The organism is Agromyces cavernae, from assembly GCF_021044935.1.
Classification (GTDB): domain Bacteria; phylum Actinomycetota; class Actinomycetes; order Actinomycetales; family Microbacteriaceae; genus Agromyces; species Agromyces cavernae.
The window spans coordinates 959,784-973,232 of the sequence record NZ_JAJNMP010000001.1; the positions used below are offsets into that span (position 1 = coordinate 959,784).

Genomic DNA, 13,449 nt, shown 5'->3' on the forward strand with positions numbered 1-13,449 from the left:
AGACTCGACGGATGACCCTGCCCCTCCTCGATCGCGTGCCACGCCCGTTCGACGCCGACGCGATGTACGACGCCTTCGTCGAGTGGTCGGCCGATCGGGGGCTCGAGCTCTACCCCGCTCAGGATGAGGCGATCATCGAGATCGTCTCGGGCGCCAACGTGATCCTCTCGACCCCCACGGGCACCGGAAAGTCCCTCGTCGCGGTGGCCGCGCACGCGGCATCCGTCGCCCAGGGCGGCCGCTCGTACTACACGGCGCCCATCAAGGCGCTCGTGAGCGAGAAGTTCTTCCAGCTCGTCGAGATCTTCGGCGCGCAGAACGTGGGCATGGTCACGGGCGACAGTTCGGTGAACGCCGACGCCCCCATCATCTGCTGCACCGCCGAGATCTTGGCGAACCTCGCGCTGCGGCACGGGCCCGACGCGGCGGTCGACCAGGTCGTCATGGACGAGTTCCACTTCTACGGCGACACCGATCGCGGGTGGGCCTGGCAGGTCCCGCTCATCACGCTCTCGCGCGCGCAGTTCATCCTCATGTCGGCCACCCTCGGCGACGTCACCGACATCGCCGAGGATCTCACCCGGCGCACGGGTCGCGACACCGCGCAGGTCACGGGTGTCGAGCGGCCCGTGCCGCTGCACTTCTCGTACGCGAAGACCCCGGTGCAGGAGACCGTCGAGGAGCTGCTCGAGACCCGGCAGGCACCCGTGTACATCGTGCACTTCTCGCAGGCGGCCGCGATGGAGCGTGCGCAGGCGCTGTCGTCGATCCGGGTCGTGACCCGCGAGCAGCGCGACGAGATCGCCGAGGCGATCGGCGGGTTCCGGTTCACGACGGCGTTCGGCAAGACCCTGTCGCGCCTCGTGCGGGCGGGCATCGGCGTGCACCACGCCGGCATGCTGCCGCGGTACCGGCGGCTCGTCGAGACGCTCGCGCAGCGTGGACTGCTGCGGGTCATCTGCGGTACCGACACGCTCGGCGTCGGCATCAACGTCCCGATCCGCACGGTGCTCATCACGGCGCTGTCGAAATACGACGGGCAGCGGATGCGTCAGCTCAGCGCTCGCGAATTCCACCAGATCGCCGGGCGGGCCGGACGAGCCGGCTACGACACGGCCGGCACCGTCGTGGTGCTCGCGCCCGACCACGAGATCGAGAACGAGGTCGCGCTGCGCAAGGCCGGCGACGACCCGAAGAAGCTCAAGAAGGTCGTGCGCAAGAAGGCTCCCGCCGGCTTCGTGAACTGGAGCGCCGTCTCGTTCGAGCGGCTCGTCGAGGCCCAGCCCGAACCGCTCGCGCCGCACCTGCAGCTCACTGCGGCGATGCTCATCAACGTGATCGCCCGCGGGGGAGACGTCGTCGGCGACATCCGCTCGCTCGTCTTCGACAACCACGAGCCGCGCGCCCGGCGGTTCGAGCTGGCCCGGCGCGCGCTCGACATCTTCCGCACCCTCCGCGACGCGGGCGTCGTGGTGATCGCGCCGCTCGCCTCGTCCGCCAATCCCCTCATGCCGCCGAATGTTTCCGTTTCCACCGACGGTGCCCGCGGTACTGGAGACACCGGGTCGGAACGGAAACATTCGGCGAATGGCGGCGGCGGCGAGGGCCGCGGCGGGGCGACGACGAGGCCGGGGCTCGGCGTCGAGATCAGGCTCACCGTCGACCTGCAGCCGAACTTCGCCCTCAACCAGCCGTTGTCGCCGTTCGCGCTCGCCGCGATCGAACTGCTCGACCCCGACGAGGCGCCGGGCACGCCCGGGGTCGGCACGGGGCACTACGCGCTCGACGTCGTGTCGATCATCGAGTCGACGCTCGACGACCCGCGGCCGATCCTCTCGCAGCAGCAGTACAAGGCCCGCGGCGAGGCGGTCGCGGTGATGAAGCAGGACGGCGTCGAGTACGAGCAGCGCATGGAGGCACTCGAAGAGGTCACCTGGCCGAAGCCGCTCGACGAGTTGCTCGCCCAGTCGTTCGAGACGTTCGCGTCGAGCCAGCCGTGGGTGCGCGACTTCGAGCTCAGCCCCAAGGCGGTCGTGCGCGACATGTTCGAGCGCAGCATGTCGTTCGGCGAGTACGTCTCGTTCTATCAGCTCGCGCGAAGCGAGGGACTCGTGCTGCGGTATCTCTCGGACGCCTTCCGCGCGGTGCGGCAGACCGTGCCCGCGGAGGCGAAGAACGAGGAGCTGCTCGACCTGATCGAGTGGCTCGGCGAACTCGTGCGCCAGGTCGACTCGAGTCTCGTCGACGAGTGGGCCGAGCTCATCGACCCCGCGTCGCACCTGCCCGAAGACGAAGCTGCGGTCGTGCCGCCGGACCCGCCGAGCGTCGTGACCAATCGCCGTGCGTTCACGGTGCTGGTGCGCAACGAGCTGTTCCGCCGGGTGCAGCTCGCGGCGCTCGAGCGCGATGAGGAGCTCGCCGAACTCGACCCCGACATCGACTGGCCCGACGCGCTCGACCGGTATTACGACGAGCACGACGAGATCGGCGTCGGGCCGGCGGCCCGGTCGCCGCAACTCGTCGCGATCGACGAGACGGATGCCGCTGCCGGCGTCTGGCGCGTCGAGCAGACGATCGACGACCCGGCGGGTGATCGCGATTGGCGCATCCGCGCCGAGGTCGACCTCGAGGCATCGGCCGAGCAGGGCACCGCGGTGGTGCGCGTCGTCGAGGTCGTGCGGCTCTGACGTGCGGCTCGGCCCTGCTGGGCGCATTCGTGCGCATTCGCGCGGTCTGACCGGGCATTCGTGCTCATATGAGCGGTGCCGGATGAATCTCGGGTAACGACCCGACAAGCAATGCGCATTACCCCCTTGGCAGGGTCGAACCGCGAACGTAGGCTGCGAGGGTCACCTGCACTCCGTGCCGGGGACGCAGGGCCGGGGAATGCGAATCCGACGCTCCTCGGGCGACTCGCAGAGGAGATCACGGGATGCAGTCACATTCCAATGGCGCGGGCGTCCGCGCCAGGGGGACCACACGTTCACACCGGCGGATCGTCGCCGGCACGCTCGCCACAGCCACGGCCGTCGGGCTGACGCTGGGTGCGATGGCACCGGCGCAGGCCGTGCCGTCGCCGAAGGGCCAAGAGGCGCGCAGCGTCGACATCAACCTCGTCACCGTCAACGACTTCCACGGCCGCATCGAGCAGGCCGGCACCGCCGGCGGCATCGCCCGCCTCGGGAGCGCCGTCGACTCGTTCCGTGCCGCGAACCCGAACACGGTGTTCGCCGCCGCCGGCGACCTGATCGGCGCATCGACGTTCACGTCGTTCATCCAGCAGGACGTGCCCACGATCGAGACCCTCAACGCAGCGGGACTCGACGTGAGCTCGGTCGGCAACCACGAGTTCGACAAGGGCTTCGCCGACCTCACCGATCGCGTGATGCCGCTCGCCGATTGGGAGTACCTCGGCGCGAACATCTACCACAAGGACACCACCGACCCGGCCCTGCCCGAGTATTGGCTGCAGAAGTTCCAGGGCGTGACCATCGGGTTCGTCGGCGCGGTCACCGACGAGCTGCCCTCGCTCGTGAGCCCCACGGGCATCGAGGACATCTCGGTCGGTTCGCCGGTCGAGGCCGCGAACCGCGTCGCCGATCAGCTCAGCGACGGCAAGAAGGGCAACGGCGAGGCCGACATCGTCATCATGCTCGTGCACGAGGGCGCCGCGACGACCGACATCGCGTCGGCGACCGATCCGACGACGCGCTTCGGCGACATCGTCCTCAACGCGAACGACAACATCGACGCGATCGTCTCGGGCCACACGCACCTTCCGTACAACCACGTGATCGAGGGCCGACCGGTCATCTCGAGTGGCCAGTACGGCGAGCGGTTCAGCAACATGGAGATCAGCTACGACCGTGCGACCGGCTCCATCACGAAGATGGAGAACACGCTCTACACGATGGCCACCGCGTTCGATGCGAACGGCAACCCGACGGCCTGGCTGTTCGAGCCCGATCCCGAGATCGTGCCGATCGTGACCGAGGCCACCGAGGTCGCCAACGAACTCGGCAACGTGGTGATCGGCACGACGACCGCGGCCTTCAACCGAGCCCAGCGGCCGGGCACCGTGAACGGCCAGCCCGCCCTCGTCGAGAACCGCGGTGGTGAGTCGACGCTCGGCAACTTCGTCGCCGACGTGCAGCTGTGGGCGCTCGAGGTCGACGGCACCCGTGACGTCGACATCACGTTCATGAACCCCGGTGGGCTCCGAGCCGACATCAATGCCGGTGAGACGACGTATCGCGAGGCGGCGAACGTGCAGTCGTTCGCGAACACGCTCGTGACGCTCGACCTCACCGGTGCGCAGATCAAGCAGATTCTCGAGGAGCAGTGGCAGCCCGTCGGCGCGTCGCGTCCGTTCCTGCGGCTCGGCGTCAACGAGGGGTTCACGTACACGTACGACCCGAACGCCCCCGAGGATGCGCGCATCACCGAGATGTTCCTCGACGGTGCGCCGGTCGACCTCGCGGCGACGTACACCGTGGGCGCCAACTCGTTCCTGGCGGGCGGCGGTGACAACTTCGTCACCTTCCGCGACGGCGTGAACAAGGCCGACAGTGGCAAGATCGACCTCGAGGCGATGGTCGACTACTTCGAGGCGTTCGGCACCGCATCGCCCGACTACGCTCAGCGCGCGGTCGGGGTCGACGTCGTGAGCGTCGCGGGCGGCCAGGCGACGGTCAACCTCTCGTCGCTCGACTTCAGCACGGCGGCCGACACGAAGGCCGGAACCGTCACGGTTTCGCTCGACGGGTTCAGCACCAGCGCCGCGGTCGACGCTTCGTTCCCCACACCGAACACCTTCGATGAGATCGGCCGGGCGACGGTGACGTTCGCCATTCCCGCGGGCGCCACCGCGCAGTCGCGCTTCGTGATCACGACGCCGACCGGCACGACGAGCTCGTTCACGCTTCCGCTGTGAGCTGAGTCTCGACCATACGAGAACGGCCCCCGACGTGAGTCGGGGGCCGTTCCCCTTGACGCCGGCCGCTGAGGGTGAGGTGCCCGCCCCAGACGGTGGCCGAATCGTCCACCGGTCGCCTAGGCTTCCCCTGTGACTTCGAGATGGGCGCGTGTCGCGCAGGGCGCGGCGGTCGCGGCCTTCGCGACGTTCGTCGCGGCGCTCTCGCACACCGTCGGCGGCGGTGCGCCCCCGGGGCTGCTCGCCGTCGTGCTGTCGATGGCCTTCTCGACACTCCTGTGCCTCACGGTCGCCGGCGGTCGCTTGACGCTCACGCGCACCGTGATCGCGGTCGCGGCGACGCAGTTCCTGCTGCACACGCTGTACTCCGTGCAGGGCGCGGCACCCATCGCAACCTCGGGCTCCGTGAGCCATCAGCACGCCGCCGTCGACTGGTCGTCGACCGCGGGTTCGCCGCTGTCCTATGAGGCGCCGATGCTGGTCTCGCACCTGGTCGCCATCGCCGTCACGGTCGTCGCCATCCGTCATGGAAAGCGAGCCATGCAGGCGGCGCTGCGGGCGATCCGAGTCGCCGTCGCGTCGGTGCTGCCGAGCGTCCCAGTGCTCGACGGCGCGTGGCTGCCGCGACCGCGGCCCGTCGCCATGCGCTCGCCGCGCCCGAGCATTCGCCTCGTCGTGCTGTCCGCGATGCGCCATCGGGGTCCGCCGGTGGGGTTCGCCGCCGCCTGAGCAGCGTCATCCGACGTTCTGCTCTCCTGCGCGCCCGCGCGCGCCGCGGCTCCGAACCACCTCACACCGGCACGCGTCGCTTCGGCGACCCCCGCACAGAAATCAGGAACACCATGAGCACTCGCACGACGACCATCCGCACCACGACCATCGCCGTCACCGCCCTCGCCGGCGGAGCCCTCCTCGCCCTCGCCGCACCGCTCGCCGCCTCGGCCCACGTCGGAGTGACGCCGAGCAGCACGGCGGCCGGCAGCAGCACCGTGCTGACGTTCGCATTCAGCCACGGCTGCGCCGAGTCGCCGACGGCGAAGCTGACGATCGACATCCCCGAGTCGTTCCCGAGCGTCTCGCCGACGCTCAACCCGAACTACACGATCGAGAAGGTCGTCGAGGGCGACCGCACGACGCAAGTCGTCTACACCGCGATCACCCCGGTCGAAGACGGCTATCGCGACACGATCGAGCTCTCGATGCGTCTCCCCGAGGATGCCGCGGGCGAGACCCTCGCCTTCCCGGTGCTCCAGACGTGCGTCGTGGGCGAGAACGACTGGAGCGAGGTCGCCGAAGAGGGCGAGGCCGAGCCCGAGAGCCCGGCGCCGACGATCGTCGTCACCGAGGCGACCGGCGAAGAGGGCGGGCACGGAACCGCGGCGACCGTCTCCGATGAGCACGTCGAGTCGGCATCGGATGTCGCAGCCACGACCACCGACGACACGGTGGCTCGGGTGCTCGGCATCGGCGGCCTCGTGGTCGGCGCCGTGGGCATCGTGCTCGCGCTCACCGCTCGACGCCGCCGAGCCTGAGGATGATCCGGCTCGCCCGTCGGGGGCGCTCGTTACACTCGACGGGTGAGCTGGAGCACCGAACCCGACCCGACCGAAGAGGTGCCGTGGGATCCTGACGAGCTCGCCCCTCCGCCCGACGAGTGGGCCCCGCCGCCCCCTGCCGACGCGTGGCAGCCCGCCCCCGAGGGGGTGCCCGGCCCCGCGACATCCGCGTCGAATACGGCGCCGGCGGCGCCGGCGCCTCTGGTCGCCGCAGCAGCCCCACCGCGGTTCGCGACCGCGGCCGAGGCGCTGCACACCGTCTTCGGCTACGAAGATTTCCGCGGCGAGCAGGCCGCGATCATCGAGCAGGTGACGGGCGGCGGCGACGCCGTCGTGCTCATGCCCACCGGCGGCGGCAAGAGCCTCTGCTACCAGATCCCCGCACTACTGCGCGAGGGCACGGGCATCGTGGTGTCGCCGCTCATCGCGCTCATGCACGACCAGGTCGATGCGCTCGTGCGCAACGGCGTGCGCGCCGCCTACCTCAATTCGAGCCAGCAGCCGTCCGAGCGCGCGGCAGTCGAGCGCGCCTACCTCGCGGGCGAACTCGACCTGCTCTACATCGCGCCCGAGCGGCTGGGCAGCGAGGCGGTCAAGCGCTTCCTCGGGAACGGCACGGTCGCCCTGTTCGCCATCGACGAGGCGCACTGCGTCGCCCAGTGGGGGCACGACTTCCGGCCCGACTACCTCGCGCTCTCGGAGCTCGCCGAGCGCTGGCCCGATGTTCCGCGCATCGCCCTCACCGCCACGGCCACCGAGGCGACCCACCGCGAGATCACGTCGCGGCTCTCGCTCGAAGGGGCCGAGCATTTCGTCTCGAGCTTCGATCGGCCCAACATCCAATACCGCATCGCGCCCAAGCTCGAGGTGCGCAAGCAGTTGCTCGACTTCGTACGCAGCGAGGGCGTCGACGCCGCGGGTACGCCCGTCTCGGGCATCGTCTACGCGCTGTCGCGCGCGAGCACCGAGAAGATCGCCGGATTCCTCGCGGCCAACGGCGTGAACGCGCTGCCGTATCACGCGGGCCTCGACGCGGGCGTGCGTCGGCGAACGCAAGAACGCTTCCTTCGCGAAGACGGCGTCGTGGTCGTGGCGACGATCGCATTCGGCATGGGCATCGACAAGCCCGACGTGCGATTCGTCGCCCACGTCGACCTGCCGAAGTCGGTCGAGGGCTACTACCAGGAGACGGGTCGCGCCGGCCGCGACGGTGCCCCGGCGACCGCGTGGCTCGCCTACGGCCTGCAAGACGTCGTGCAGCAGCGTCGCATGATCGACGAGAGCCCCGGCGACCTGGCGCACCGACGGCGGCTGACGCAGCACCTCGATGCGATGCTCGCGCTCTGCGAGACCGTGCAGTGCCGCAGGCAGAACCTGCTCGGCTACTTCGGCGAGGCGAGCCGGCCATGCGGCAACTGCGATACGTGCCTCGAGCCGCCCGCCGCGTGGGATGGAACGGTGCCCGCCCAGAAGCTCATGTCGACCATCGTGCGGCTCGCACGCGAGCGGCGCCAGCGTTACGGCGCCGGTCACCTCATCGACATCCTGCGCGGCAAAGAGACGCCGCGCGTGCGCCAGTACGGTCACGACTCGCTGGCGACGTGGGGCATCGGCCAAGACCTCGGGGAGCAGCAGTGGCGCGGCGTCGTGAGACAGCTCCTCGCGCAAGGGCTGCTCGCGACCCACGGCGAGTACGGCACGCTCACGGTGACCGATGCCGCGTCTGCCGTGCTCGCGGGCTCCGCCCAGGTGATGCTGCGCACCGAGCCCGAGCGGGCGGCGCGTGCTCGCGGCCCCAGGGCGGCTCCGGCCGCTGCCGACCTCGAGCCGGCCCAGGCCGAGCTGTTCGAGCAGCTGCGCGCCTGGCGGGCGGCCGAGGCCCGCGAGCAGGGCGTACCCGCCTACATCGTGTTCGGCGACGCGACCCTGCGCGCCGTCGCCGTCGCGAGGCCTGAGCGCCTCGACGACCTCGACGGCATCACCGGCATCGGTGCGAAGAAGCGCGAGGCCTACGGCGAGGCGCTCCTCCAGGTCGTGGCCGCGGGCTGATCCGGGCGTTTCGCGCTTCGCGACGGCGGCGACCTCCGTGACGGTCCCTCTGGCCCGCCACGCGTGCCAAGGTCGCGCTTTCCGCGTGCCCGGCGCTACATTGCAACCAATGCAAACGGCGAAGGGGACGCACATGTCTGCATCGATCGATCGTCCGGGCGGGGTCACCCTCGTCGCGGTGCTCACGTGGATCTCGGGGCTGCTCGACATCTTCGGCGGCACCATCCTGCTGTTCCAGACGAGCGTCGCCGCGACGGTCGAGCAGTTCGGCGGGGCGAGCGCACTCATCACCTCGGCGATCATCTCGATCCTGGTCGGGGCGATCGTCATCATCATCGCGACGATGCTGCTTCGCGGCAGCGCCACCGCCCGCATCGTCATCACCGTCTTCCAGGTGCTGTCGATCGCCGGATCCATCTTCCTCGCGATCGCGTACCCGGCCGGCGCGATCGGCGAGTACTTCGGCATCGCCGTCTCGGTGATCGTGCTGGCGCTGCTCTGGTCGGGTCGCGCGAGCGCCTTCTTCCGCGACTGACGACGCATTGTGGATGTCCCATTGCCGGGGTCACCCGGGTTTGTAGGGTGCCCACAGCGGTCGTCGAAGCCCCGCCCGAGCGGTTTGTAGGGGCCGAACGCAGGGTTTCGTCGCGCTCGCGGGCGGTCATACCGTGGGGATGAAGCCCACCAAATCCACACGAAGGACGCTCGATGGTTGACACGGCACCCCGTACCACTTCGAAGACCACCAAGACCGCCGGGGCACCTGCACGTCGCCCCGGCACCGCCGCTGGGTCGAAGCCGGCCCGCCCCGCGGCATCCGCCCCTGCACCCTCGTCGCCGAACGGCGCAGCGGCACCACAGCCGAAGGTCGACGTGGCGTCGCTCGGCCGGCAACTGCTCGGCACGTGGGCCGACCTGCGCATCGCGGCGCGTGAGCGCGCCGCCCAGCCCGACCTGCAGCGCATCGACGGCCAGTCCATGGCCGAGCACCGCGAGCGCGTGCTCGGGCAGTTGAAACTGCTCGTCGAGCAGGGCGCCGTGCATCGGGCGTTCCCGAAGGAGCTCGGTGGCGAGGAGGACCACGGCGGTAACATCGCCTCGTTCGAAGAGCTGGTCATCGCCGACCCGAGCCTGCAGATCAAGTCGGGTGTGCAGTGGGGCCTCTTCGGTGCCGCGGTGCTGCACCTCGGCACCGAGTACCACCACCAGACGTTCCTGCCCGACATCATGTCGCTGAAGGTGCCGGGCGCGTTCGCGATGACCGAGACCGGGCACGGGTCCGACGTCGCAGCGATCGGCACGACGGCGACGTACGACGAGGCGAAGCAGCAGTTCGTGATCAACACGCCGTTCCGTGGCGCGTGGAAGGACTACCTCGGCAACGCGGCGCTGCACGGCACCGCTGCGGTCGTGTTCGCGCAGCTCATCACCAAGGGCGTCAACCATGGTGTGCACGCGTTCTACGTGCCGATCCGCAACACCAAGGGCGGCTTCCTCAAGGGCATCGGCGGTGAGGACGACGGGCTCAAGGGCGGCCTCAACGGCATCGACAACGGCCGGCTGCACTTCACGAACGTGCGCGTGCCGCGCGAGAACCTGCTGAACCGCTACGGCTCGGTCGCCGAGGACGGCACCTACTCGAGCCCGATCGCGAGCCCCGGCCGCCGCTTCTTCACGATGCTCGGCACGCTCGTGCAGGGCCGTGTCTCACTCGACGGCGCGGCCACGAGCGCCGCGGCGATGGCGCTCACGATCGCGATCACCTACGGCAACCAGCGCCGCCAGTTCAACGCCGCGAGCGACACCGACGAAGAGGTGCTGCTCGACTACCAGCGCCACCAGCGACGCCTGCTTCCGAAGCTCGCGACGACGTACGCGCAGGTCTTCGCGCACGACGAGTTCCTGCTGAAGTTCGACGCCGTCTTCTCGGGCAGGGAGGACACCGACGACGACCGCCAGGACCTCGAGACGATCGCCGCCGCACTCAAGCCCCTGTCGACGTGGCACGCCCTCGAGACGCTGCAGGAGGCCCGCGAGGCCACCGGCGGCGCCGGGTTCCTCGCCGAGAACCGCATCGTCGGCCTGCGACAGGACCTCGACATCTACGCGACCTTCGAGGGCGACAACAACGTGCTGCTGCAGCTCGTCGCCAAGCGCCTGCTCACCGACTTCTCGAAGCAGTTCGCGAACGCCGACGCGGGGGCGTTGGCCCGCTACGTCGTGCAGTCGACCGCCGAGCGCGCCTACCACGGCACCGGCCTGCGACGCCTCGCGCAGACGATCGCCGACTTCGGCTCGACCGCTCGTTCGGTCACCGAGCTGCGCGACGAGGAGACCCAGCGCGAACTGCTGACCGATCGCGTCGAGGCCATGATCGCCGAGATCGCCGGCCACCTGCGCGACGCGCGCAAGCTGCCCAAGGCCGACGCGGCGGCGGCGTTCAATCGGCACCAGAACCAGCTCATCGAGGCGGCTCGCGCGCACGGCGAGCTGCTGCAGTGGGAGGCGTTCACCCGCGGGCTCGCGAAGACGACCGACCCCGGCACGAAGCAGGTGCTCACGTGGGTGCGCGACCTCTTCGGCCTCGGCCTCATCGAGAAGCACCTGGCCTGGTACCTCATCAACGGGCGGCTCTCGCCGCAGCGTGCGCAGGCGGTGACGGCGTACATCGATCGGCTGCTCGAGCGGCTCCGGCCGCACGCGCAGGACCTCGTCGACGCGTTCGGCTACAAGCCCGAGCACCTGCGCGCGAAGATCGCTTCGGGCGCCGAGCTTGAGCGCCAGGACGAGGCGCGCGCCTACTACGCCGCGCAGCGCGCGTCGGGCACCCTGCCGGTGCCCGAGAAGTCCAAGAAGTAGCATCCGGTCGCCTGCCCGGCGCCCGCCGCCCGGGCGTGACTCACCGTGCAATGCCGCGGCGAACGTCCCGAAAACAGGAAGACACGCCGGAGAAGCCCCGAAAACAGGAACGAGCGACCATCTCAGGTCGCTCGTTCCTGTTTTCGGGACGTGTGAGGTGGGTGGGCTGAATGGGACGTGCCCGCGGAGTGGCGGCGCGCGTCAGCGCCGCAGGCGCCGGTAGGCGACTGCCGCGAGCGGCAGGAACACCGCGGTGATCACGAGTGGCCAGACGGATGCCGCGACCACGGCGTTCTCGGCGAGCCACCCGCTCGTCGCGCCGGTGGGGTTGCCGAACAGCTCACGCGCGGCGGTCGCCGTCGCCGAGATCGGGTTCCACGCCGCGATCGCGCCGAGCCACGAGGGCATCGTCTCGGCCGAGACGAACACCGTCGAGAGGAAGCCGATCGGCCAGACGAGCACCTGCACCGCCGTGGTCGCCCCCGGGCCGCGGAAGCTCAGGCCGAGGAAGATGCCGAGCCAGAGCAGGGCGAATCGCAGCCAAAGCAGCAGCACGACGGCGAGGGCGATCTCTGCCGGGCCGGTCGTCGGTCGCCAGCCGATGAGCAGGCCGCCGATCATCAGCACCCCGAGGCTGAGGGCCGAGGAGCCGAGGTCGGCGATCGCACGACCGAGTGCCACCGAGGCGCTCGTGATGGGCAGCGAGCGGAAGCGGTCGGTGATGCCGCGCTTCGCGTCGTCGGACATCGCGGTCATGGTCGACTCGAGGCCGAAGAGCATCGCGAGGGCGAACATCCCGGGCAGCAGGAACGCGATGTAGTCGCCGCCGCCCGGCAGTTCGATCGCGCCGCCGAAGAGGAACCCGAACATCAGGATCAGCATGATGTTGAACGCGAGACCGAACACGATGCCCCAGGGTTCGCGAACCTGGTGCAGGGCATCGCGTCCCGCGATGAGCAGGCCCTCGCGCAGCGCGTTCGGGCGGCGGTCGCGCAGGTCGGCCGGTGCGGCGATGGGGGAGCTGGTGGTGGTCATCGTGCCTCCTGGACGGGGTCGAGTGCGGTGCCGGCGGTGCCGCCGGTGAGATGCAGGAACACCTCGTCGAGCGTGGGGCGGCGCAGGGCGAGGTCGTCGACGGCGAGCCCCGCCGCGTCGAGTTCACGCACGATCGGCGCGAGGGTGCGCGCACCGTCGGCGACCTCGACGGTCACGGTGCGGGTGTCGGGATCGACGGATGCCGCGGCGCCCGTCGCCCGTCCGATCACGTCGACCGCCTCCGAGATCCGTGTCCCGTCGGCGACGACCGCCTCGACGCGGTCGCCGCCGAGGCGGCGCTTGAGGTCGTCGGGTCGCCCCTCGGCGATGACGCGCCCGTGGTCCATGACCGACACCCGGCTCGCCAGCTGATCGGCCTCGTCGAGGTACTGCGTCGTGAGCAGCACCGTGGTGCCGGCGGCTGCGGTCTCTCGCACCGCCTGCCACACGGTCGCGCGGCCGCGCGGGTCGAGGCCGGTGGTCGGCTCGTCGAGGAACAGGATCGCGGGGGTCAGCACCAGGCTGGCGGCGATGTCGAGTCGCCGGCGCATGCCGCCCGAGAATCCGGCGACGGCGCGGTCTGCGGCATCCGTCAGCTCGAACGCGTCGAGGAGTCCGCTTGCGCGCGCTCGTGCGCGGGCCTTCGAGATGCCGCTGAGGCGGGCGAAGAGCACGAGGTTCTGGCGGGCGGTCAGCGCCTCGTCGACGGCGTGGAACTGGCCGACGAGGCCGATGCGCTCGCGCACCGCGGCAGGGTGGCGTCGCACATCGATGCCGTCGATCATCGCGGTGCCCCCGTCGATCGTCGTGAGTGTCGTGAGCGCGCGCACTGCCGTGGTCTTGCCGGCGCCGTTCGGACCGAGGAGGCCGTGCACGGTGCCGCGTTCGACCTCGAGATCGAAGCCGTCGAGTGCGGTCGCGCGCCCGTAGTGCTTGCGGAGGCCGGCGGCGTGCAGCGCCGGGCGGGAACTGGGTTGCGGGTTAGTGGTCGGAGTCATCGCTCTCCTTCAACGTACT

9 protein-coding genes are annotated in these 13,449 nt (G+C 70.2%); 7 read left to right on the plus strand and 2 right to left on the minus strand.

Annotation, left to right across the window (positions count from 1 at the left end; translation table 11 throughout):
- Positions 1-11 precede the first annotated feature (11 nt).
- The 7 genes from LQ757_RS04405 (at position 12) to LQ757_RS04435 (ending at position 11,397) form a co-directional block, all read left to right on the plus strand.
- A complete protein-coding gene (locus LQ757_RS04405) occupies positions 12-2,687 on the plus strand; it encodes a DEAD/DEAH box helicase (protein ID WP_231045973.1) in 2,676 nt (891 codons plus the stop codon).
- A 362-nt stretch (positions 2,688-3,049) separates the two neighbouring features.
- Positions 3,050-4,933 carry a bifunctional metallophosphatase/5'-nucleotidase gene (locus LQ757_RS04410; protein WP_231045974.1) on the plus strand — a complete coding sequence of 628 codons (1,884 nt, stop codon included), beginning with the start codon at positions 3,050-3,052 and terminating at the stop codon, positions 4,931-4,933.
- A 132-nt stretch (positions 4,934-5,065) separates the two neighbouring features.
- Complete coding sequence (locus LQ757_RS04415; RefSeq protein WP_231045975.1) at positions 5,066-5,662, plus strand: hypothetical protein; 597 nt, start codon at positions 5,066-5,068, stop codon at positions 5,660-5,662.
- 113 nt (positions 5,663-5,775) lie between these two features.
- On the plus strand, positions 5,776-6,465 hold the full coding sequence (locus LQ757_RS04420) for a YcnI family copper-binding membrane protein (protein ID WP_231045976.1): 690 nt from the start codon (positions 5,776-5,778) through the stop codon (positions 6,463-6,465).
- A gap of 45 nt (positions 6,466-6,510) precedes the next feature.
- Positions 6,511-8,538, plus strand: coding sequence for a DNA helicase RecQ (recQ, locus tag LQ757_RS04425; protein WP_231045977.1), 2,028 nt, complete (start codon positions 6,511-6,513; stop codon positions 8,536-8,538).
- Between the two features lie 133 nt (positions 8,539-8,671).
- The gene (locus tag LQ757_RS04430) at positions 8,672-9,073 is read left to right on the plus strand and encodes a DUF7144 family membrane protein (protein ID WP_231045978.1); all 402 of its coding nucleotides are present in this window, start codon (positions 8,672-8,674) and stop codon (positions 9,071-9,073) included.
- 173 nt (positions 9,074-9,246) lie between these two features.
- Positions 9,247-11,397 (plus strand): acyl-CoA dehydrogenase family protein, encoded by a 2,151-nt coding sequence (locus LQ757_RS04435; protein ID WP_231045979.1) that lies wholly within the window; start codon positions 9,247-9,249, stop codon positions 11,395-11,397.
- Between the two features lie 201 nt (positions 11,398-11,598).
- On the opposite strand, the gene LQ757_RS04440 is transcribed toward LQ757_RS04435, so the two are convergent.
- Positions 11,599-12,432 carry an ABC transporter permease gene (locus tag LQ757_RS04440; RefSeq protein ID WP_231045980.1) on the minus strand — a complete coding sequence of 278 codons (834 nt, stop codon included), beginning with the start codon at positions 12,430-12,432 and terminating at the stop codon, positions 11,599-11,601.
- A complete protein-coding gene (locus LQ757_RS04445; RefSeq protein WP_231045981.1) occupies positions 12,429-13,430 on the minus strand; it encodes an ATP-binding cassette domain-containing protein in 1,002 nt (333 codons plus the stop codon). Before LQ757_RS04445 ends, LQ757_RS04440 begins: the two co-directional genes overlap by 4 nt.
- Between the last annotated feature and the right edge of the window lie 19 nt (positions 13,431-13,449).